At 61.5% G+C, this 22,136-nt stretch carries 21 protein-coding genes and 1 pseudogene; 11 read left to right on the top strand and 11 right to left on the bottom strand.

Features of this window, described 5'->3' with window-relative positions; genetic code table 11:
* Nucleotides 1-169: 169 nt before the first annotated feature.
* The 9 genes from PMI35_RS07745 to PMI35_RS07785 all read right to left on the bottom strand — a co-directional run bounded on the left by PMI35_RS07745 (nt 170) and on the right by PMI35_RS07785 (nt 7,732).
* Nucleotides 170-832: a glutathione S-transferase family protein gene (locus tag PMI35_RS07745; RefSeq protein ID WP_008063440.1), complete on the bottom strand. Its 663-nt coding sequence runs from the start codon at nt 830-832 to the stop codon at nt 170-172.
* Nucleotides 833-929: 97 nt separating this feature from the next.
* Nucleotides 930-3,383 carry a TonB-dependent siderophore receptor gene (locus PMI35_RS07750; RefSeq protein ID WP_008063438.1) on the bottom strand — a complete coding sequence of 818 codons (2,454 nt, stop codon included), beginning with the start codon at nt 3,381-3,383 and terminating at the stop codon, nt 930-932.
* An 86-nt stretch (nt 3,384-3,469) separates the two neighbouring features.
* Nucleotides 3,470-4,450, bottom strand: coding sequence for a FecR domain-containing protein (locus PMI35_RS07755; RefSeq protein WP_008063436.1), 981 nt, complete (start codon nt 4,448-4,450; stop codon nt 3,470-3,472).
* Entirely contained in the window at nt 4,447-4,953 is a 507-nt protein-coding gene (locus tag PMI35_RS07760) for a sigma-70 family RNA polymerase sigma factor (protein ID WP_008063434.1), read from the bottom strand. Before PMI35_RS07760 ends, PMI35_RS07755 begins: the two co-directional genes overlap by 4 nt.
* Before the next feature lie 120 nt (nt 4,954-5,073).
* Nucleotides 5,074-5,532 carry a MarR family winged helix-turn-helix transcriptional regulator gene (locus tag PMI35_RS07765; RefSeq protein WP_008063431.1) on the bottom strand — a complete coding sequence of 153 codons (459 nt, stop codon included), beginning with the start codon at nt 5,530-5,532 and terminating at the stop codon, nt 5,074-5,076.
* 147 nt (nt 5,533-5,679) lie between these two features.
* Nucleotides 5,680-6,132, bottom strand: coding sequence for an Ohr family peroxiredoxin (locus PMI35_RS07770; protein ID WP_008063429.1), 453 nt, complete (start codon nt 6,130-6,132; stop codon nt 5,680-5,682).
* Between the two features lie 63 nt (nt 6,133-6,195).
* On the bottom strand, nt 6,196-6,648 hold the full coding sequence (locus PMI35_RS07775; protein ID WP_008063426.1) for an Ohr family peroxiredoxin: 453 nt from the start codon (nt 6,646-6,648) through the stop codon (nt 6,196-6,198).
* Between the two features lie 215 nt (nt 6,649-6,863).
* A complete protein-coding gene (locus PMI35_RS07780; protein WP_008063424.1) occupies nt 6,864-7,319 on the bottom strand; it encodes a glycine zipper 2TM domain-containing protein in 456 nt (151 codons plus the stop codon).
* A gap of 134 nt (nt 7,320-7,453) precedes the next feature.
* On the bottom strand, nt 7,454-7,732 hold the full coding sequence (locus tag PMI35_RS07785) for a Rho-binding antiterminator (RefSeq protein ID WP_008063415.1): 279 nt from the start codon (nt 7,730-7,732) through the stop codon (nt 7,454-7,456).
* A gap of 233 nt (nt 7,733-7,965) precedes the next feature.
* On the opposite strand from PMI35_RS07785, the gene PMI35_RS07790 reads away from it, so the two are divergent.
* The 3 genes from PMI35_RS07790 to PMI35_RS07800 all read left to right on the top strand — a co-directional run bounded on the left by PMI35_RS07790 (nt 7,966) and on the right by PMI35_RS07800 (nt 11,979).
* Entirely contained in the window at nt 7,966-9,303 is a 1,338-nt protein-coding gene (locus PMI35_RS07790) for an MFS transporter (protein ID WP_008063414.1), read from the top strand.
* A gap of 29 nt (nt 9,304-9,332) precedes the next feature.
* Nucleotides 9,333-10,595 carry a gallate dioxygenase gene (locus PMI35_RS07795; RefSeq protein WP_008063411.1) on the top strand — a complete coding sequence of 421 codons (1,263 nt, stop codon included), beginning with the start codon at nt 9,333-9,335 and terminating at the stop codon, nt 10,593-10,595.
* A 136-nt stretch (nt 10,596-10,731) separates the two neighbouring features.
* Nucleotides 10,732-11,979: an OprD family porin gene (locus PMI35_RS07800; protein ID WP_008063409.1), complete on the top strand. Its 1,248-nt coding sequence runs from the start codon at nt 10,732-10,734 to the stop codon at nt 11,977-11,979.
* A 121-nt stretch (nt 11,980-12,100) separates the two neighbouring features.
* Here the strand turns inward: PMI35_RS07800 and PMI35_RS07805 are convergent, their stop codons facing one another.
* On the bottom strand, nt 12,101-13,315 hold the full coding sequence (locus PMI35_RS07805) for a LysR family transcriptional regulator (RefSeq protein ID WP_008063407.1): 1,215 nt from the start codon (nt 13,313-13,315) through the stop codon (nt 12,101-12,103).
* Between the two features lie 157 nt (nt 13,316-13,472).
* Between PMI35_RS07805 and galB the strand changes: the two genes are divergently transcribed.
* The 8 genes and pseudogenes from galB to PMI35_RS07835 all read left to right on the top strand — a co-directional run bounded on the left by galB (nt 13,473) and on the right by PMI35_RS07835 (nt 20,798).
* Entirely contained in the window at nt 13,473-14,207 is a 735-nt protein-coding gene (gene galB, locus PMI35_RS07810; RefSeq protein WP_008063405.1) for a 4-oxalmesaconate hydratase, read from the top strand.
* On the top strand, nt 14,204-14,920 hold the full coding sequence (locus tag PMI35_RS07815) for a 4-carboxy-4-hydroxy-2-oxoadipate aldolase/oxaloacetate decarboxylase (protein ID WP_008063403.1): 717 nt from the start codon (nt 14,204-14,206) through the stop codon (nt 14,918-14,920). Before galB ends, PMI35_RS07815 begins: the two co-directional genes overlap by 4 nt.
* Before the next feature lie 2 nt (nt 14,921-14,922).
* A complete protein-coding gene (locus PMI35_RS07820) occupies nt 14,923-15,999 on the top strand; it encodes a 4-oxalomesaconate tautomerase (protein WP_008063402.1) in 1,077 nt (358 codons plus the stop codon).
* A gap of 55 nt (nt 16,000-16,054) precedes the next feature.
* Nucleotides 16,055-17,275 carry a hypothetical protein gene (locus tag PMI35_RS07825; RefSeq protein WP_008063401.1) on the top strand — a complete coding sequence of 407 codons (1,221 nt, stop codon included), beginning with the start codon at nt 16,055-16,057 and terminating at the stop codon, nt 17,273-17,275.
* Nucleotides 17,276-17,310: 35 nt separating this feature from the next.
* Entirely contained in the window at nt 17,311-17,940 is a 630-nt protein-coding gene (locus tag PMI35_RS07830) for a Vgb family protein (RefSeq protein ID WP_008063400.1), read from the top strand.
* Nucleotides 17,941-18,044: 104 nt separating this feature from the next.
* Nucleotides 18,045-19,097 carry an RHS repeat-associated core domain-containing protein gene (locus PMI35_RS34190; protein ID WP_008063397.1) on the top strand — a complete coding sequence of 351 codons (1,053 nt, stop codon included), beginning with the start codon at nt 18,045-18,047 and terminating at the stop codon, nt 19,095-19,097.
* A gap of 205 nt (nt 19,098-19,302) precedes the next feature.
* Nucleotides 19,303-19,448: pseudogene (locus PMI35_RS34185) on the top strand (DUF3077 domain-containing protein); the annotation flags it as partial.
* A gap of 339 nt (nt 19,449-19,787) precedes the next feature.
* Nucleotides 19,788-20,798, top strand: coding sequence for a GlxA family transcriptional regulator (locus tag PMI35_RS07835; RefSeq protein WP_008063396.1), 1,011 nt, complete (start codon nt 19,788-19,790; stop codon nt 20,796-20,798).
* Between the two features lie 46 nt (nt 20,799-20,844).
* Here the strand turns inward: PMI35_RS07835 and PMI35_RS07840 are convergent, their stop codons facing one another.
* Nucleotides 20,845-21,705, bottom strand: coding sequence for a CAP domain-containing protein (locus PMI35_RS07840; protein WP_008063393.1), 861 nt, complete (start codon nt 21,703-21,705; stop codon nt 20,845-20,847).
* Between the last annotated feature and the right edge of the window lie 431 nt (nt 21,706-22,136).

The following is a 22,136-nucleotide window of genomic DNA, read 5'->3' as shown; positions in this document are numbered from 1 at the left end:
CTTGGTTACTTGGGGCTCTTCCAAGTGACTCGCCGTAAGGGCGAAACCATAGGTCGCCGTTACCGCAGCAACGGATATACACCCAATCCAAATATGCACCTGCAGCCAACAACCCAAAGTGAACAGCATCGCCCCGACAATGGGGAAATTTCCCATGAAGGGACGGCGGCTAGCGAAACCGTTGGGGTATGGCCTCGGCAAACGGATAGAAGGCAAACCAGGGCCTGGCTTCGTCGATGACGCGCTGGAATGAGGGCCGTTGCGTCAGCCTGTCGAAGTACGCGCTCAGGTGCTGGCAATTGTCGGGGAAGGGCACCAGCGTGCTGGCATAGAACAGGGCCGGGGCGGCCGCGCAATCGGCCAGGCTGAAGTCCGGGCTGGCCACCCAGGTTCTCAAGGCCAGCTGGCGTTCGAGCATGCCGTAGGCCGTCGCCAGCATGGCCCGCTGCCGGCTCAGGTCGCCGTTCGTCGCGTACAGGCGATCGGCGACGATCTGTTGCATCGGTGCCTGCACGTACTGGTCGAAAAATCGATCCCACAGGCGCACTTGCAAGGCGATGTCCCAATCACCGGGCAGCAGAGAGTGCCCACCGGCATAAAAGCGGTCCAGATATTCGATGATGACACTCGATTCCGCCAACCCTTGCGCATGCGTGTGATCGCGGATGACCGGGAACTTGCACAGCGGCCATAACGCCTCGAGTTCCGCCCGGTCCGCCTCGTTGGAAAGATCGATGATGCGCCGCTGGAAGTCGATCCCGTGCTCGTAGAGCGCGATCAGCACTTTGTGGCAAAACGACGACAGCGGGTGGTAATAGAGCGTCAGCGACATCATTCAACTCCTTGGGCGCGATGGCGCCCCACAGGGTGACTGGCAGATTAAGTCGCCAGCGCGGAGTTCGCCACCCCTGCGGGGTTGACGGGGGAGGTCAGAACTGCGGCGTGTACTTCACGCTGAACATCATGTTGCGCGGTTCGCCGAAGTTGTTGTTGCCACTGAGCTGGCTGTATCCCGCCGTGTAGTAGTGCTTGTCGAACAGGTTGTTGGCGTTCACCGCCAGGCCGATCTCAGGTGTGAGCTGGTAGCCGACGCGGGCATTCCAAACGGTATACCCCGGCACGTCGAAGGTGTGTTCATAGCCCAGGGTATGGCTTTGGGTGGTGAAGCCCAGCCCGGTGCTGACACGGTTCCAGTCGCCGCTGAACTGGTAATCGCCCCAGACCCGCAGCATGTGTTTGGGCGTCCAGGCGCTGAAGACCTTGCCTTCGTCAACCGGGTCGTCGAGGTACTTGGTGGTGTTGTAGGTGTAGCCGGCAAACAGCTGCAGGCCGCTGAGCACTTCGCCGCTGATTTCCGCGTCGAGCCCCTGGCTGCGCACTTTCCCGGAGGCTGTCGAGCAGTACCAGCCGTCGCAGGCAAAGCCCGACGTCAGGTCGTTGACAGCCCGGTTCTCCTGGTCATAACGGAACAGCGCCAGGGAGGTGTTGACCCGACCGTCCAGCAGCTCACCCTTGAGGCCGACTTCGTAATTGCTGCCGATCACCGGCTTGAGCATCGAGCCGCCGGCGTCGCGCACGGTTTGCGGTTCGAACACGTCGGTGTAACTGGCATACACCGCCCATTCACGGCTCAGGTCATAGATGATGCCGGCATAGGGCGTGACTTCTCCGTTTTCGTTGGCGGTGCTTTCCGGATTGGCGCTGACCACGTCGCTGAACGCGGCCTGGGTCCATGATTTGTAGCTGAAGTCGTACCAACTGACCCGCGAGCCCAGCACCAGGGTCAAGGGATCGAACGGCTTGACCCGCCAGCTGCCGTACAGGCCTTTTTGCCGAATGTCGTATTTGCTCGGGGTTGCCCGGCCGCCGGGGGTGTTGAGCAAACCGTCGTAGCTGATTTCGGGGCGGTCGTGTTCAATGCCGAAGATGGTATCGGTGCTGTTATTGAAGGTTCGGGCGAACTTGTCGTCTGAGGTGTACTTGGAGTAGTTACCCCCCAGCATGACTTCGTGCTGCATGGACAAGGCGTCGAAGTGGCCGATGAGGTTCATGTCCAGGCCAAGCTTGGTGGCGTCGAAATCGGTGACGAAGTCGGCGTATTGCACGCCGCTGCCATCGGGTTCCAGGCCATCTCCGCTACTTTGCAGCCGCTGGTTTTTCGCCTTGTTGGTTTCGCTCATGCGCACGGCGCCGACCTTGAAGGCCCAGTCGTCGTTGAAGTGGTGTTCCAGGTCGGTGTAGACGGTGGTGACCTCGATGTCCGAATGGTTCCAGCGCGCGCCGGTATAGGTGGAGCGTGGCACATCGACCGTCTTGCCGTCGGCATAGCGCGGCAGGCCGCGGATCATCGGGCGCGACTCGGCATCGGAGTAGCTGACCGCCAGGCCCAGGGTGGTGTCCTCGCGCAGGTCGAAGTCCAGGGCGCCGTACAGGGAGTGGGTCTTGCTCCACTCGTAGTCGATGAACGAATCGCTCTGGTCTTCGTCCGCCACGAAGCGGCCGCGCACCGTGCCGGTCTGGTTCAGTGGCCCGCCAGCGTCCAGTTGCAGGCCGTAGTGATCCCAGGAGCCGGCCTTGCCGGTGACGGTCACGGTCGGTACGTACTGCCCGCGTTTGCGCACCAGGTTGATGGCGCCGCCGGGGCTGCCGGTGCCTTGCAACAAGCCGGACGCGCCGCGCAGCACTTCCATGCGATCGAAGAAGATCAGGTCCTGGGTGGCCCAGTTACCCAATGCGTAGGTATTGCGCGGGATCGGCACGCCGTCGTATTGCCAGTCATCGATCTGGAAACCGCGCGCGGTCAGGACCATGCCTTTGCCCACGCCCTGGACGCCGACCAGGCCGGTGGTCTTGTTCGCAGCTTCCTTCAGGTCAGTGATGTCCTGGTCGTCCATTTGCTTGCGGGTCATCACGGTGACCGACTGGGGAATTTCCTTGAGGGTGTGGGTGCCCTTGCCGATGGTCACTGCCCGCGCGGCGTAGGAGCCCGAGCCTTCAGTGGTGGCGTCGGTGCTGCGTTCGATGATGTTGGTGGCACCCAATTGCAGCGCGGCAGAGCCAGTGGCGGCCGGCTCGACGCTGTAATTGCCCTGTGCGGTCACCCGCAGTTGCAGGCCGCTGCCGGCCAACGCCCGCTGCAGTGCTTCTTCAGCAGACATCTGCCCCATCACCGCGGGCGCCTGCTTGCCCTGAACGAGTGCCGGCTCCAGCGAAATGATCTGTCCGCCCTGGCTGGCAATGGCATTGAGGGTACTGGCCAGCGGGCCGGCGGGCAGATTGAACGACAGGGTTTGCGCCTGCGCCTGCACCTGTGACAGGCCAGGGCCTGCCAGGGTTGCCACGGCAACGGTTACGCAAAGCGGGTGGGACCACGGGTTGAGCACAGCATTCTCCTGAAGGTGTAAGTGTCAGGAGATAGGTGCGATGAGAAATGAAAACCGGACACGAATAAGAGTGATTTACAAAAAAATTATGCTTTGTCCGGTTTTGCACGGATCAGCGTCAGCCACGGACTGTAGTGATCGACCCGGATCGGCAGGGTTTCAGCCAACGCCGCAAAGACACGCGCGGGGTCATTGAGCGGGAACACGCCTTGGACTCGCAAGTTGCGCACTTCAGGGGACACGCGAACAAAACCGCGGCTGTAGGGGCGCAGCGCATCGACAACGTTTACGAGGGGCTCGTCCAGCACATTCAAGCGCCCGCTGAGCCAGTCGGCGCGATATCGCTGATCGCCAGAGACAGGTTCGATGCTTCCTGCGTAGAGTAGGGCGGACTCGCCTTCCTGCAAATCACGCCGGGTGCCATCGAACAGACTGGCCTGGACTGAATGCTCCAGCACCACCACACGACTGACATCCTGCTCCTGGGCGACCAGGAAGCGCGTGCCCAGTGCACGCACTTCACCCTGGGCGGTGCGCACGCGCAGGGGACGTCGCGGATCGGCCGCCACCTGAATGATCAGTTCGCCGTGGCGCAGGATGACCAGCCTTTGCTGGTCGTCGAATTGCAGGTCCACCGCGCTGTCGGCGTTGAGGCTCAAGCGGCTGCCGTCGGCCAGATTGAAATCCTGGCGCTGCCCCCGTGTGGTGGACAGGTCGGCGAACAGGCTGTCACCCAGCGGGCTGCGCGCCCCCAGCCACAAACCGCCCCCGAGCAGGCCCAGGCCGGCGATCACCCGCAGCGCATCACGCCGCGATGCCTGAGGCTGCAACAGGACCTGGCGGGCATGTTCGGTTTGCCCCGGCAAGCGTCGATCCAGGGCACGCAGCGTGTTGAAGGAACCGCCCAGGCGTTCCTGCAATCTGGCCCAGGCCTGGGCGTGCGCCGAGTCCTTGGCCAGCCAGGCGTCGAAACGTGCCTGCAAGGCGGCAGTGGGGGTACCGGCGCGCAGGCGCACCATCCAGTCGATGGCCTGCTCGCTGACAGGGTCCAGGCGCTCGGTGCTCATGCGGCCATCTCGCTCAGGTAACACTGGCGCAACGCCTGTTTCATGTAGCGGCTGACCGTGCGCTCCGACAGCCCCAACTTGTGGGCGATGGCCACATAACTCATGCCGTCCAGCTGGCTGTAGAGGAAGGTGGCCTTGACCACTGTCGGCAGGCCATCCAGCGCCCGGTCAATGGCGACCAGGGCTTCGATCAGTTGCAGTTGCTCCTCCGGGGAGGGTGTCACCATCTCGGGCAGGGTGGACAGGCGTTCCAGATACGCAAGCTCCAGTTTGCGCCGGCGATGACGGTCGAAAATGAGCCGTCGGGCAATGGTCGAGAGGTAGGCGCGCGGCTGTTCGATGCTGTCGGGGTCGACCCGGGCCATCAGCATCTGGCAAAACGTATCGGCGGCAGTGTCCTCGGCATCCGCGTGATTGCGCAGCCGACGCTGGATATGCTGCAGCAGCCAACGGTGGTGATCGCTGAAGAAGAAGCTCAGCTTGCTGGTCGAAGGAGGTTGCACCGGTGTTTTTTCCAGATGTTAGTGTAAATCGTTCTCAATACTACCTTTGAGCGATGAGCCACCGCAATCGGGACTTCTCCAGTCAACCTCTGTGCGTGATCTGTTTTACCGGTTCAGCATTTATTTATCGGCATTGGTGGTGCGGATCAGGTTGTTGCGCAACGCCACGATCGCCTGCTGCATCTGAACGAAATCGTCTGGATCGAGGCCGGTTTGCGGAAAGCCGTCTTCCGTCAATTCGGTGCGCAGCTGGCGGCCTGAGTCGGTCAGGCTGATTCGCACCTGGCGTTCGTCTTCCGGGTCGCGTTGACGCCGCAGGTAACCCATCGCCTCGAGTTTTTTCAGGATCGGGGTGAGGGTGTTGGATTCCAGGAACAGCTTTTCTCCCAGGCTGCCGACGGTCTGGTTGTCCTGCTCCCACAACGCGACGAGGGTGATGTACTGCGTGTAGGTCAGGCCGAGCCGTTCGAGCATCGGCTTGTAGGCTTTGCCGAAAGCGAGGTTGGTGGAATAGACCGCAAAACACAGGAAGTCGGAGAGCTTGAGATCCAGGGCGGATGTCTTGTCGGTGGTTTTCATGGGTTTTCTCTTTGGGCAGGCTGCGAGGTTGAAACTATACATCGTATGCGATGGTGTCGGAAGTGCTCTAACCCGCTGGGCACCTGCCCCGTAACGGCCGAAAGCCGGCTCTCCTGGAAATCCCAAGGGAACCGGCCGGGCGATGCGTTACGCGGTCAGGACGTTGATGGCGACGTCGATGTTGCCGCGGGTGGCCTTGGAGTACGGGCAGATCGCATCGGCGGTGTGGGCCAGTTCGGTGGCGACTTCGTGTGACAGGCCGGGCACCCGCAGGGTCAGTCGAGCCTGGAGGAAGTAGGCGGCGCCGGTCTGGCCCAGGTCGACTTCGATGTCCACGGCCGTATCGGCCGGCAGCGTCACCTTCGCCTGTTGGGCGGCCAGGCCCACCGCGGCGATGTAGCAGGCAGACCACGCCCCGGCGAACAGTTGCTCGGCCTTCGGATGCGGTTGCACGCCGCTGAACACGTGTGTCGGGGTGGCGCTGCCAGGGGACGACAGTTCGATGTCGAGGTTGCCGTTATGGCCGCGCGAGGTGGTGCCGGCCGCGCTCAGGGTGGTGTGGGTCTTGCCGCTGGCCAGGACTTTTTCGATTTTGCTCATGATGATTTCCTCAGGTTTACCGATTAATTAATTCGTGCGCGCTTGCATCGCATGCGACATTAGTTATGCCGTAATAACGTTCAGGGCAACGTCGATATTGCCGCGTGTCGCTTTGGAGTAGGGGCAGATGGAATCGGCGATATGCGCCAGTTCCGTCGCGACGTCATGTGCCAGCCCCGGCACGCGCAGGGTCAGTCGGGCCTGAAGGAAGTAGGCCGCACCAGTCTGGCCCAGGTCCACTTCGATGTCGACGGCCAGGTCCGCAGGCAGCGCGATGTTGCGCTCTGCGGCCACCAGGCCGACGGCAGCGGTGTAGCAGGCGGACCAGGCCCCGGCGAACAATTGCTCGGCTTTCGGGTGCGGCTGGGTACCGGCGAACAGGTGGGCTGGCTGGGCAACACCTGGCGTCGACAGTTCGATGTCGAGGTTGCCGTTATGGCCGCGCAAGGTGGTGCCGGCGCTGCTCAGGGTGGTGTGGGTCTTGCCGGTGGCCAGGACTTTTTCGATCTTGCTCATGGGGTGGATCCTCAGGGGTGCGGTCAGGTTTGATTTAGTGTCGTGTGCGTTTAGATCGCATCCGATGTAAATAATATTCCTCCTGATCCCAATCGACGTCAAGGGGTATTTTTACACTTGGACGACGAACGGTCGAAGCCGTGATCTGGGTTGTTCAAAAAAAATGCCCCGAGCTATTCAGGCTCGGGGCATTTCATTGACGCTGAGGGTGATGATCAGCTTTGCGGCACTACCCGAGCTTCATTGCCGGTGCCTTCGATATAAACACTCTGGCCTTTGCTGAGTGCGGTATTGACCGGCTGGGTCACCGACACCAGAACGCCGCTTTTCGTGCGCACGATAATCTGCTGGGCTTGTTGCGGTTGATCGTATTTTTTCTTCTCGGCGTAGTTGCCTCCCGCCGCACCCGCGAGGGCGCCAGCGACCATGGCGACATCTCGCCCGGTGCCCGAGCCGATCAGACTACCGATTCCCACGCCCGCGAGTCCGCCAAGAATAGCGCCGACGCCGCTGTCGTGATTGGTCTGCATCTGCGTCATGGTGATCTGCTCGATTTTACCCGAGCGGATTTCCATCTCGCCGGCGCCACCGCTTCCAGCGTCGACGGCGGCGCAGGCGCAAAGCACTAGACTTACAAGCGTGATCGTTAGCCAGGAAGCGGTGTTTTTCATGTTGAACTCCATCATCCAGGGGAAGCGGTTCATTCAAACGCAGCAACACACGTTAGACGAAGGAGACTAGCACAGGGTCCTGCGGCCGCCGCCGGTGCTGCGGAGGGCGACGTGTCGCTGGTCTGACAGCGCCCTCAGAACGTGCAGGAGTCCGCGGAAAATACCACCCGGCCAAACTGCGCATTGGCGTCCAGCGGCGTGATGGCGAGCAATTGGTCCAGGCGGACCTCCTGCTGGCCGTCAGCCGTTTCAAGGCGCAGAAACTCTTCCTTGTCGCTGGAGGTTCGCGTGGTCAACGCCGTGGCGACCAGGCGTGCGCCATCGTGCAATTCGATGTCCAGTCGATAACCACGCAGACAGGCGATCTCCAGATAGTCATGCAGGTCGCAGTTCATGGGTTGGTAGGTGTTCATGTCGTTACCCTCTCTCTTCATTGGTAAAAGTTTCGAATCCAATGCCCCTGCAAGTTATCACCTCGAAAATCACCCGATAAGAAAAACCGATACCCGCTTAAGGATTTCCCAGAGGCGGGGCAGGCACCTGCGGCTTTAGAGTCACGCCCAACGTTTGGCGGATGGATGGCTCATTGATCTACCGCCATTGCCGAGCCTGTCGCAATTTCTACAAAAATAAGAAGGTGAAAAGCATGAGTCACGAAACGGTCGATATCAAGGCGTGGATCGACAACCGACCGGTTGCCGGCTACCAGTGGCTCATCATGAGCCTGTGTTTTTTCGTGGTGCTGTTCGATGGTTTTGACGTCGCGGTCATGGGCTTTATCGCACCTTCGCTGATACAAGAGTGGGGGCTGTCCAAGGCGGCCTTTGGCCCGGTGATGGGCGCCGGCATGGTGGGCCTGGCCATTGGTGCCTTGACCGCCGGCCCTTACGCCGACCGCCTGGGGCGCAAGAAAGTGCTGTTGATCGCCGTGACGGGTTTCAGCGTGCTGAGCCTGGCCTGTGCCTTTGCTCGCAACCCCTACGAACTGGCAGTCCTGCGGCTGTTGACCGGCGTGGCCCTTGGCGCCGCGATGCCCAATACCACCACGCTGCTCTCCGAATACCTGCCGCAGCGTAATCGCTCGCTGTTCATCACCATCATGTTCACCGGTTTCAACATGGGCTCGGGGATGGGGGGCTTGTTGGCGGCCTGGTTGATCCCGCACCACGGCTGGCAATCGGTACTGCTCGCCGGCGGCATCCTGCCGTTGGTGTTGCTGCCGTTCCTCTGGCTGCTGTTGCCCGAGTCCCCGCGTTTCCTGGCGGCGCGTAATGCCCCAGCGAGCCAGATCGCCAAGGTGCTGAACAAGTTGGGCGGGCGCTTTTCGGCGAGCACCACATTCACCATCAGCGAACCCCAGGTCCAGCACAAGGCGCCGGTGCGCATGTTGTTCACCGAAGGCTATCGCTTCGGCACGCTGGCACTGTGGATGACCTACTTCATGGGCCTGCTGGTGATCTACCTGACCATGGGCTGGATGCCGACCCTGCTGCGCGAAGGTGGCCTGTCCATCGAACGCGCGGCGACCATCACCGGCCTGTTCCAGATCGGCGGCACGGTCGGCGCGATCGTGGTCGGCTGGGCCATGGACCGGCGCAATCCCAACGCCGTCATTGCGACCTCCTATGCATTGGGCGGTGCGTTCATCCTGCTGCTGGGGGCCTTCAGCCTGGAGTCGAGCCTGTTGGCGTTTGGCGTCGTCGCGGCGGGCTTCTGCATGAGCGGCGCGCAGACCGGTCTCAACGCCTTCGCGCCCGGCTACTACCCAACCGAATGTCGCGCCACGGGGGTGAGCTGGATGCTGGGTATCGGCCGCTTCGGCGCTATCTTTGGCTCTCTCATCGGTGGTGCGGTGCTCAGCCTCGGGTTGGGCCTGCCGGTGCTGTTCACCCTGTTGAGCGTGCCGGCTTTCATCGCCGCACTGGCGATCCTGGCCAATGGTCATGCACGGCGTCGGGTCAACGGCGCGGTACTGGCGCAATAATTTTCTTCGAACACAGGAACTCACTCTTCATGGCACGCATCATCGGTGGTCTCGCTGTTTCCCACACCCCAACCATCGGCTTCGCAGTCGATCACGACAAACAGAACGAGGCGGCCTGGGCGCCGATCTTCGAAGGCTTCGAACCGATCAAGGTGTGGTTGAAGGAGCAACAGCCGGACGTGTTGTTCTACATCTTCAACGACCACGTGACGTCGTTTTTCTTCGACCATTACGGCGCGTTCTCGCTGGGGGTGGATGAGCGTTATGAAGTCGCGGACGAGGGCGGCAACCCGCGCTCGTTGCCTGCGGTCGGCGGACATGCGGCACTGTCGCGGCACATTGGCCAAAGCCTGATGGCCGATGAGTTCGACATGAGCTTCTTTCGCGACAAACCGCTGGACCATGGCTTCTTCTCGCCGATGTCGGCGCTGTTGCCCTGCACGCCAGCCTGGCCGGTGGAGATCGTGCCCTTGCAGGTGGGCGTGTTGCAGTTTCCGATTCCCAGTGCGTTGCGCTGCTACAAGCTGGGGCAGGCGCTGCGCCGGGCCATCGAAAGCTATCCCGAAGACTTGAAAGTGGCCATCGTCGCCACCGGTGGCGTGTCCCATCAGGTGCATGGCGAGCGTTGCGGTTTCAACAACCCGCAGTGGGACGAGCAGTTCATCGATCTGCTGGTCAACGACCCGCTGCGCCTGACCGAGATGACCCACGCCGAATACGCCACCCTGGGCGGCATGGAAGGTTCTGAAGTCATCACCTGGCTGATCATGCGCGGCGCGTTGTCGGCTACGGTGAAGAACCTGCATCAGGATTACTACCTGCCGTCCATGACCGGCATCGCCACGCTGTTGCTGGAAAACCAGGACCGGCCGGTGCCTGCCGACGTCACCGCGCGCCACTTGCAGCACATGCAGCACCAGTTGGCCGGCATCGAAAAACTCGAGGGCACCTATCCGTTCACCCTGGAACGCAGCGCCAAGGGTTATCGGCTGAACAAGTTCCTGCATCGCATGATCGAGCCGCAATGGCGCCAGCGTTTTCTCGATGCGCCCGAGGCGTTGTTCGAGGAAGGCGGCTTGAGTGAGGAGGAGCGCGAACTGCTGCGCCGTCGCGACTGGCGCGGGTTGATCCAGTACGGGGCGATCTTCTTCGTGTTGGAAAAGCTTGCGGCGGTGCTTGGTATTCCCAACCTGCAGGTGTACGCCGCCATGCGCGGCCAAGGCCTGGACGAGTTCATGAAAACCCGTAACCAGCAGGTGCTGTACTCGGTGGCGGGCAAAGCGCCGCGCTGATTACTCGGGGCTGACGCGCCTTCGGCAACGGGCGAGTCTCCCCGAGTCGCCATCTCCCATTTTCGTTTGACCTCACTGTGCCCGGCACTGACGGGCGCAGGGCATTCCCTTACCCAAAAACCGGACAACAATAACAATGAAAACCACCGTCAATCCTCAGGTCGTCTGCACCTTGGCCGCCTTTTCCGTGCTTCCGCTTGCGGCCTCGGCTGCCGGTTTTATCGATGACGCCAGCGCCAACCTGAACCTGCGTAACTTCTACATCAATCGCAACTTCACCAACCCGGCTTACCCGCAGGGCAAGGCAGAGGAGTGGACGCAGAGTTTCATTCTCGACGCCAGATCCGGCTTCACCCAGGGCGTGGTCGGGTTCGGCGTCGATGTGCTGGGTCTGTATTCGGTGAAGCTCGATGGCGGCCAGGGCACCGGCGGCACGCAACTGTTACCGCTCGATAGCGATGGACGTCCCGCCGATGACTTTGGCCGCCTGGCGGTCGCCGGGAAAATGAAAGTCAGGAAAACCGAACTGAAGGTCGGTGAGTGGATGCCGGTGCTGCCGATTCTGCGTTCCGACGACGGCCGCTCGCTGCCGCAAACCTTTCGCGGTGGCCAGGTCACTTCGCAGGATATCGACGGCCTGACGCTGTATGGCGGCCAGTTCCGGCAGAACAGCCCGCGCAACGATTCGAGCATGGACGACATGTTCATGCAGGGTAAAACCGGGTTTACCTCCGATCGCTTCAATTTCGTTGGCGGTGAATACAGCTTCAACGACAAGCGCACCTTGATCGGCCTGTGGAATGCCGAGCTCAAGGACATCTACCAGCAGCAGTACCTGCAAATCCTCCACAGCCAGCCGCTCGGCGCCTGGACCCTGGGGGCGAACCTGGGTTACTTCCGGGGCCGCGAGGACGGTAGCGCCCGCGCTGGCGACCTGGATAACCGCACCGTTTCGGCCTTGCTCTCAGCCAGGTATGGCGGCAACACGTTCTACGTCGGCCTGCAGAAACTCAGCGGCGACGATGCCTGGATGCGGGTCAACGGCACCAGCGGCGGGACCCTGGCCAACGACAGCTACAACGCAAGCTACGACAATGCCCGGGAGAAGTCCTGGCAGGTGCGTCACGACTACAACTTCGTCGCCTTGGGCATTCCTGGCCTGACGCTGATGAACCGCTATATCAGCGGCGACAATGTGCACACCGGTGCAATCACCGACGGCAAGGAGTGGGGCCGCGAATCGGAACTGGCCTACACCGTGCAAAGCGGCGCGTTGAAAAACCTCAACGTCAAATGGCGTAACTCGAGCATTCGCCGGGACTACAGCAGTAACGAGTTCGACGAGAACCGCTTGATCGTCAGCTATCCGTTCAGCCTGCTCTAACGCCGAACCCCTTGTAGGAGCGAGCCGGCTCCGGGCGGCGTTCCGACGATGGTGGTCAACGATGACGCGGGAAACCTGGTACCCCGCGGCGCCCTCAGGTTCATCGCGAGCAGACTCGCTCCTACAGGGTCCGAACCGCCTGTTCGCGGATCACCCGGCGAATCGTGTCCATCAAGGCTTGGGCCACCGGCGAATGCAGGCAGCCGGTGCGATAGGTCAGGCCGATGGCGCGGGTGGTCTGTTTCAGTTCCAGCGGCAGGATGCACAGCTCGCCGGAGGCGATCTCCTGTTCCAGTTGATGCGCGGACACCGCCGCGAGCATGTCCGAGCGCAGCAACAACCCGCGGATGATCGCCATGTCGGCGCTTTCCACCACCGGCCGGGGCGGCGCAATGCCGAAGCGGGTGAAGCACTCATCGAGCATCTGCCGGGCCGGCGAACCGGCGCGGGGCAGCACCCAGCGGGCGGCGCTGAGTTCGTCGTGCAGGGGCGTTTTTGAGTAGAGCGGGTGATCACGCCGAGCCAGTACCACCATGTCTTCCGAGAGCAACGCCTCGCCGGTCAAGTCGCTGGCATAGTCCTGCGAGCGCAAGGCGCCGAAAATGAAATCGACATCGCCGGCGCGCAGCTCCGTCGCGAGCAGGTCGAACGGGCTTTCGTTGGTGATCACCTGGATAGCCGGGTGCTCGGCCATCATGCGCAAAATCGCTTCGGGCAATATCCGCGTGCGTCCAAGGGGCAGGGCGCCAACATGCACCACCCCTTGCAGGGCGCCGCGCAGGGCGGTGATGTCCATCTCGATGTGGCGCAACTCGTTCAGTGCCCGGCGAATCGGGAACAGGATTTCATTGCTGGCTCGGGTCGGCTGCAAGCCGCGTGGCGTACGTTCGAAGAGCGTCTGGCCGCAGCCGTTTTCCATGACCTTGATGGTCGAGCTGATCGCCGGCTGACTCAAACCGAGAAGGCTGGCGACGGTCTGCATATGGTGCGTTTCACAGAGTTTGACGAACACTTGCAGGCGTCGGGCCTGGAACAGGTAAAGCGGCTCGACCGCGCGTTTTTCCCCACCGGTCAACAGGCGCGGCACGCTTTCCAGCTCAGCCAGTACGCGGCGTGCACGGGGCAGCAGGCGTTCGCCGTAATCGGTCAAACGCATGCCATTGGCGTGGCGTTCGAACAGCAGTACACCCAGTCGGGTCTCCAGCTCGGAAATCGACCGGGTCACCACTGACTGCGCCCGGTACAGGGCCACCGAGGCCTTGGAAACGCTGCCGTGGTCGGCCACGCGGACGAAAGCGCGCACGTGCATCAGGCTGGGTAGTTCAGTGGATTGCATGGGGCTGAGGCTCGGAAGATCGATGTTCAAATCCGACTATGCCGCCACCCCGATCCAGTGGCAATAAAAAAAACGCATACCTGCAACACTGCAACGCATTACTCCGCCGGCGGGTCCCGGTGCGATGCTCTTTGGACACGCAGGAGGAGTATCCGCAATGATCGAGTCATCGAAAAACGCGCTGGTGGTCAGCGCTCACTCTGCCGATTTCGTCTGGCGCGCCGGCGGCGCTATCGCACTGCATGCGCAGCAGGGTTACAACGTGCACATCGTCTGCCTGTCGTTCGGCGAGCGCGGCGAATCCGCCAAGCTGTGGCGCAAGGGCGAGATGAGCGAAGAAAAAGTCAAAAGTGCACGCCGCGAAGAGGCCCAGGCCGCCGCCGACATCCTGGGGGCCAGCGTCGAGTTCTTCGACATCGGCGACTACCCGATGCGCGCGGACAAGGAAACCTTGTTCCGCCTCGCCGATGTGTTTCGCCGGGTGCAACCGGAGTTCGTCCTCAGCCACTCGCAGAAAGACCCGTACAACTACGATCACCCGCTGGCCATGAACCTGACCCAGGAGGCGCGCATCATCGCCCAGGCCGAAGGTTACAAGCCGGGCGAGAAAATTGTTGGCGCGCCACCGGTCTACAGCTTCGAACCGCACCAGCCCGAGCAATGCGAATGGCGCCCCGATGTGCTGCTGGACATCACGTCAGTCTGGGACAAGAAGTACGCGGCCATCCAATGCATGGCCGGCCAGGAACATCTGTGGGAGTACTACACCCGCGTCGCCCTGCAGCGCGGCGTGCAAGCCAAGCGCAATGTCGGGATCACCTCCAGCCGCGACATCGTCTATGGCGAAGGCTATCAAAGCATTTTTCCGCGCGTGACGGAGAACCTGGCATGAGCGAGTTGATCGGCAAGACCGGCATTGTCGTGCGCAATATTGACCGGGCCGAACGGACGCTGGTCGATGAGCTGCAACGCTACGGCGTCGCGACCATTCATGAAGCGCAGGGGCGCAAAGGCCTGCTGGCGTCTTCGATCAGGCCCATTCAGCGCGGCACCGTGATCAGTGGTTCGGCGGTGACGGTGCTGGTCGCGCCGGGCGATAACTGGATGTTCCATGTGGCGGTGGAGCAGTGCCGTCCGGGGGATATCCTGGTGGTTGCCCCCAGCTCGCCCTGCACCGATGGTTACTTTGGCGACCTGCTCGCGACCTCGCTCAAGGCCCACGGCGTGCGCGCCCTGGTGATCGATGCCGGTGTGCGCGACACTCACACCTTGCGCGAGATGGGTTTCCCGGTCTGGTCCCGCGCCATCAATGCCCAGGGCACGATCAAGGAGACGCTCGGCTCGGTCAACCTGCCGCTGGTGTGTGGCGGTCAACTGGTCAACCCGGGGGATGTGGTGGTGGCCGATGACGATGGGGTGGTTGTCGTGCGCCGCGCCGAAGTCGCGCAAGTAGTCGAGGCCAGCCGCGCCCGCGCCGACCTGGAAGAACACAAGGCCATGCGCCTGGCCAAGGGCGAGCTGGGACTGGACATCTACAACATGCGCGCACGCCTGGCGGAAAAGGGTTTGCGCTACGTCGACAGCCTCGACGAGCTCGGAGACTGAGCATGGGCCAGAGACGGATTGCTTGCCTGTTGATGCGCGGTGGGACGTCCAAGGGGGCGTATTTCCTGGCGGGCGACTTGCCCGCTCAGCCGGCGCTGCGAGACCGCGTGCTGTTGGCGGTCATGGGCTCGCCGGATGCGCGGCAGATCGATGGCATCGGCGGTGGCGACTCGTTGACCAGCAAGGTGGCGATCATCCAGCCCTCCGCACGCTATGATGCCGACGTCGATTACCTGTTCGCCCAAGTGCTGGTCGATGAGCCGCGCGTGGACTACGGGCAGAACTGCGGCAACATCCTCGCCGGGGTCGGGCCGTTCGCCATCGAGCGCGGGCTGGTGGCCGTGCAGGGCGATGTGACCCCGGTGCGGATTTTCATGGAGAACACCGGGCAGATCGCGGTGGCCCATGTGCCCACGCCCCAGGGCGTGGTCAACTATGGCGGTGAAGCGCGGATCGACGGAGTGCCCGGTGGCGGCGCACCACAGATCGTCGAATTCGAGGATGTTGCCGGGTCCAGTTGCGGTGCGTTGTTGCCCACAGGGCACGCTGTCGATGTGTTCGATGGCATTGAGGTCACCTGCGTCGACAATGGCATGCCGGTGGTGCTGATTCGCGCCGCAGACCTCGGCCTGCGCGGTGATGAAAGCCCTGGGCAGCTCGATGCCGACGTCGCGTTGAAGGCCCGGCTCGAATCGATCCGCTTGCAGGCCGGCCCGCGCATGAACCTGGGGGATGTCAGCCAGCGCAACGTACCCAAGATGTGCTTGATTGCGCCGGCACGGGCCGGCGGAGCGCTTAACACCCGCACCTTCATTCCCCATCGCTGCCACACCAGCATTGGTGTGTTCGGTGCGGTCAGCGTGGCTGCTGCCTGCCTGATAGAGGGCAGTGTGGCGGCGGGTATCGCTCGAGTCGTCGAGGGCGAGGTGAAGCGCCTTCAGGTTGAGCACCCCACGGGTGAATTCACCGTTGAGTTGCGTTTGCAACAGGGGGTGTTGGCCGGATGTGGATTGATGCGCACGGCTCGCCTGCTGTTTGATGGTTTCGTATGCGTGCCGGATACGCTGTCCTGGTCGTGATATAGACTCATCAAGAGGCTATTTCGACAGGAGTGACACGCGTGGCAGGACTGCAATGGATTCGCTGATCACCGCCGCAGCGCAGGCGTTGGCGGCGGGCGATCCGCTGGGCGCGCTGGATCGAATCGCGTTGCGCGACGATGCGCCCGCGCTGGCACTGCGCGGTATCGCCATGGCGCAACTGGGTGATTTACCCCGTGCCAAGGCACTGGTGCGCAGGGCCGCGCGGGCCTTCGGGCCGAAAGAAGTCGTTGCGCGGGCACGCTGCATCGTCGCCGAAGCCGAGATCGCACTGGCCTCGCGGGATCTCGGCTGGCCGGTGCAGGCGCTGGAAGCGGCGCGGGTCACGCTGCAAGCCCACGGTGACCTGGTCAATGCCGCCCACGCGCGGTATCTGGGCATCCGTCGCCTGGTGCTGATCGGGCGGCTCGATGAGGCCCATGGGCAACTCGTCGAACTGGATCCGGCAACGTTGCCGCCACCCTTGCGGGCGACCCATGAACTGGTCGTGGCAGGGATCGCGATGCGCCATCTGCATTCCCAAGCCGCACGGGCCGCGCTCGCCAGGGCCGAACTCGCCGCACAACTCGCCGGCATTCCCGCGCTGTCTGCGGAGGTCGACAGTGCATCAGCCATCCTGAACAGCCCCGCCGCACACCAGCTCGTCCGTGGCGAAGAGCGGCCTCTGTTGCTCGACGAAGTGGAAGCGCTGCTCGCCTCGACATCACTGGTGGTGGACGCCTGCCGTTCTGTCGTGCGTGGCGCGGGCATGTCGGTTTCCCTGTCCAGGCGTCCGATCCTGTTTTCCCTGGTGCGCGCACTCGCCGAGGCCTGGCCGGCAGATGTGCCCAGGGAGACCCTCATCGCCCGGGCCTTTCGTTTGAAGCTCAGTGATGAATCCCATCGAGCCCGTCTGCGGGTTGAAATCAGCCGCTTGCGCGCGGCGTTGAAACCCCTGGCGACGGTGACTGCCACCCGGCGCGGATTCGCCTTGGCTGCGCAGGTTTCACCGGACGTGGTGCTGCTCACACCACCGGTCGAAGAGAAATATGCCGCGGTGTTCGCCTTGCTTGGCGACGGCGAGTCCTGGTCGAGTTCGGCCCTGGCCCTGGCGCTGGGTAACAGCCAGCGCGGGGTACAACGCGCGCTTGAAGCGCTGGCAGCCCAGGGCAAGGTGCAGTCGTTCGGACAGGGACGGGCGCGGCGCTGGCTGACCCCGCCGGTGCCCGGTTTCGCGACGACCTTGTTACTCCCGGTTCCGCTGCCCGGTGGCTAGGATGATCCCACCAACCCCTTTGGAGGAACACCGAGATGAAACAGTCAGCCGCGCGGATCCTGCGTGAATATGGGCCCTTTGACGAAGTCACTGACGTGCACGGCGTCACCTGGGACGGTCAGCAGGTGTGGTTTGCCACCACCGACAAGCTCCATGCCCTGGACCCCGACACGGGTGATCTGGTGCGCTCGCTCGACGTCGCCGCCCATGCCGGAACCGCTTTCGATGGCACGCACTTGTTCCAGATTGCCGAGGACCGCATCCAGAAAGTCGACCCTCGCACCGGAGAAATCCTGGCCACGATCCCGGCCCCCGGCGGTGGCAGCGATTCGGGGCTGACATGGGCCGAAGGCTCGCTGTGGGTCGGCCAGTACCGCGAACGGAAAATCCACCAGATCGACCCCGAGACCGGGAATATTCTGCGCACCTTGCAATCCAACCGTTTTGTCACGGGCGTGACCTGGGTCGAGGGCGCGCTGTGGCATGGCACCTGGGAAGGCGAGGAAAGCGAATTGCGCCGGGTCGACCCGAGCACTGGCGAAGTGCTGGAAAGCCTCAGGTTGCCGGACGGCATCGGCGTGTCGGGGCTGGAATCCGATGGTGGCGAGCGGTTTTTCTGTGGAGGTGGTAACAGTGGGCGGGTGAGGGTGGTGCGCCGGCCTTGAGGGTTTGCTTGATTGAGACAGAACACTAGCAGTTCTGATAGTTATATTCCGCAAGGAAACAATTGATACTTCGGGGCAAGTGTACTAACCATCGGAGCCCTCCCATGACACAACTCCCGCCTATCCTGCTCTGCCAGTACCACTACGACCCTCTGGACCGTATGGTGGGCCACGCACTCGCAGATACCGACGAGCGTCAGCGCTTTTACTGCAAAAGCCGCTTGGCGACTGAGACTCAGGGAGCGTTGCGCTTTTCAATAATCCAGCATGATGACCATCTGTTGGCACAGCAGCAAAGAGAAGGTGATTTGATTGGCACTGTTTTGTTGGTAACCGCGCAAGAGCGCTCGGTGCTGAACGCACTTAAGCACAATCATCAGCCCCAACCCGCCAACTATTCACCTTACGGCCACAGTCGCTTCGAACATGGCTTGCTCAGCCTGCTGGGTTTCAATGGCGAACGGCGAGATCCGGTGACGGGGCATTATTTATTGGGCAATGGTTACAGGGCATTCAATCCGGTGTTGATGCGATTCAACAGCCCGGACAGCTGGAGTCCGTTCGGTAAAGGCGGTTTGAATGCGTATGCGTATTGCCTGGGCGATCCAGTGAATCAGACTGATCCAACGGGGCATGGCGTTTTTCCCAAGGTTACCATCGGCCCCATGGTCCCCATTAAAAACCAGCTTCGATTCAGGGCTGAACAGCTTCCCAACACTATACAAAAACAGATACCTGCTGAGTCGATATCACTACGTAGACTATCTCATGAAAAACCTGATTTAGAGCCCGGAATTATAAAAGGAAATGCTCCTAGGCAGGGCTCTGAAATCACTCACGATGTACTCAATAATACACTGAATCAAAAGATTGATCGATATAAAGAAAGCGCGGGGAGATTGCAATACACCTTCCCTGAAATCATGAGTCCTGAAAACGTTAGGGCGTATATCTTTACTAGTATATCGGGCCGATACGGAGGCCGTACAGTCGTCTACGAACTGCTAAAGGATCTTATTGAAGAGCGAGGCGGGCCAATGTTTGGCGATGCAAATAATCATCGCGAAGTAGTGCGTTCGATTGCCTTTGAGAGTGAAGCACGTAAAATAAATACAGAGTTATATGCGGAAGCAAAATCATTGAGAGAGAAAAAATGACAAAGGTGGCGTGACAAATAAGTCCGATCGCAATAGGCTACACCCATTCGCTGGTTTCAATTCAAAAAACAAAAAGAGTAAAAAAGAAGGACGAGAATAAGGAAAAAAGGAAAAAGGAAAAAGGAAAAAGGAAAAAAGGAAAAAGGGGGGGTACGGGGGAGGGGACAAATTTATATCCCATCTGACGGTCAGCAGATCAGTGTCTTTGGCCAAGACGCTCACCGAAGACACCGATTACGCTTAGACACTGACCGCCGTGCCTGGGCTGCGCATTATTTGACCTCGATGGGTAAGGCATTGGTGGATGACGCGGTGAAGGTGCTGACGCGGATCGGGGGATTCGATGACTAAGCGGGCGACGGCGAAAGCTTAAGCTTAGTGATTGAGGCTTGTGAGGTTAGTTCGTTTGCGATGGTGGCAGCTGATTCGTTATTGATATTGGCTGGGCTGGCGCTTTCGCGGGCAAGCCCGCTCCTACAGGGATTTCGGTGGCTGATAGGCATAATTGGGCCCGTGTGGGTGAGTCGTTTGTGGTTGCGGTACGCCTCAGCGTTGGTGCTGGTTCTTAGCGCGAACAGGCCGGCTTGCTCACAGCGATCAACTGGCGTAAACAGTGCGCGAGACCGTAGCGAGCAACGGCTCTCAATGCGGCCAATCACATCTTGTTCAACACGAAAGACGAGGCGAACGTTGGTAGAACGACGTCAGTTCAGCGGTGCCATGAAGGGCAAAAACCTTCGCTACCTCAATGACCACGAAGGCCAATCCGTGCGGGCCCGGGCCGGTTTCCTGCTGCTGGAACATTTTTCGTTGCCGGCATTCACCCAGGCGCTCGATACCATCGTCACCGCCAACCTGCTGCGGCCCGAGCTGTTCTCAACGAAAACATTCGGTTTGTCCGAAGGGGAAGTCATCAGCGATCTGGGGTTGGTGATTCGACCCGATGCGCGCCTGGACCCGGTGGAAATACAAACGCTGGATCTGCTGGTTGTCTGCGGTGGCTACCGCACGGCCCTCAAGGCAGACGAGGGATTGACCTGCCTGTTGCGCGACGCGGCCGAACAGGGCGTTACGCTGGCCGGCGTATGGAATGGCGCCTGGTTTCTCGGGCAAGCCGGTTTGCTCGACGGCTATCGCTGCGCCATACACCCGGAGCATCGTCCGGCGCTGGCGGAAATCGCCAGGCTCACCCAGGTCACCAGCGAGGCCTATGTGGTGGATCGCGACCGCCTGACAGCGTCCAGCCCAACGGGCACTTTCTACATGGCGCTGGAGTGGATCAGGGGCTTGCATGACAAGGCGTTGACTGACGGTATCGAAGATATCCTGGCGTTCGAAGCGTCCCGATTCCGGCGCATCAAGCCCTCCTTGAATGTGTCCGTCAGTGGCCCGCTGAGGGAGGTGGTCAATCTGATGGACGCCAATCTGGAAGAGCCACTGGAGATGGAGGCGCTCTGTCTGTATGCCGGGCGGTCGCGCCGGCAGATCGAGCGCCTGTTCAAGGAGCAGTTGGGCACGACACCCCAGCGCTACTACATGGACTTGCGCATCACCGAAGCACGTCGATTGCTGCAGCACACCACGCTGACCATCGTCGAGGTCTCGGTAGCCTGCGGCTTCGTTTCACCGAGCCACTTCAGCAAGTGCTACAGCGCCTATTTCGGTTACCGGCCGTCCCGGGAAACCCGACTGGTGAAGTAACAGCTCGCTGAAGTATCGGGCATCGCGACGATGCCCGGTGCAGCGGTCATTGCGCGCCGAACACCATCGTCCAGTAGACCCCTTGATCACTGCGTGCGTCCGTCGCATAGGCGGCGCCTACCTGGGTGAACATCGGGTTCATCAGGTTGGCGCAATGCCCGGGGCTGGCCAGCCAGCCGGCCATGGCCTTGTTCGGTGAACCTTGGCCGGCGGCGATGTTTTCGCCGATCTGCCGGCCACGGAAACCCGCGGCGCGCGCACGGTCGGCGGGCATGTCGCCATCGGGGTCCTGGTGGGCGAAGTAATTGCCGTAGGCCATGGCTTTGCTGTGCCCTTGCGCCGCAGCGCCGAGGCTGGCATTCCAGACCAGGGGCCGCGCGGCGGCGAAGCGTTGGCGGCCGCACAGGCGCGGTTTGGCCCGGGCGGCGTTGACCTGGGCCAGCAAGGTTTTGCCGACACTGCGCGGATCGCTTACCTGATTGTCCAGCACGGGTCGCGCCAGCACCACTTGCCATTCCCCGCGACTGCGACTGACGCCGATGTCGGCGTACTGGTTGTCCAGCAAGGCGGCGCAATGGTCACCCTGCAGCATCTCGAACGCCTCTTCGACATCTCGCGCACCCACCACGCGGATGGATCGCACCGCCACGGCCTGGTACCCGGAAGCTTTCAAACGATCACGCAAGCCGCCGCCGTAGCCGATCGGCAAGGCCAGGCTCGACTTCAGGGCCAGCGGCGACAAGCGTTGGGCGGGACGCCGTGCGCAGTCTTGCGGGTGGGCTCGGTAATTGTTGATGGCGTCCACCAATTGTCGCTCCGCGCCGGCGTGGGCGGGGGTGGAAACCAGGGGCAGCGAGGTCAACAGGCACAGCGAAGTGAAGCGCAAGACAAGGGCGGTTGGGCGCATGGTGCGGACAGCTCTGATGAGATGACAACGATGGGGAGGAGGAAAAATGCCCGTCTAAGACTGGCGTCTTGAGACAAGGTTCAAGGCGGCGGGGAGGCGTTTTGTTTGCCGGATCGTGCATCCGACGAAGGGTGTGGGGACAGGCCATGAGCGACCCTGGACGGCGAAGGCGTCATCGAGTATTGCGTTGATCTTTCGGGGGCCATCGCTGGCTTGCCAGCTCCCACAGGTAATCGCGCTCACTTGGGATCAGGCCGGCCGGTAGGCCGCCTCGCTTTGACTGTTGCTGTTGCTGTTGCTATGGCTTTTGATTTTTTTGCCCCCTCACGCCCTGAGCCTGTCCGTCAACGTCAACGTCAACGTCAACGTCAACGTCAACGTCAACGTCAACGTCAACGTCTGTGGGCGATTGTTGACTGAGTACATATCCA

This window comes from Pseudomonas sp. GM78, from assembly GCF_000282475.1.
Lineage (GTDB): Bacteria > Pseudomonadota > Gammaproteobacteria > Pseudomonadales > Pseudomonadaceae > Aquipseudomonas.
This window is presented reverse-complemented; position numbering and strand designations above follow the sequence as displayed.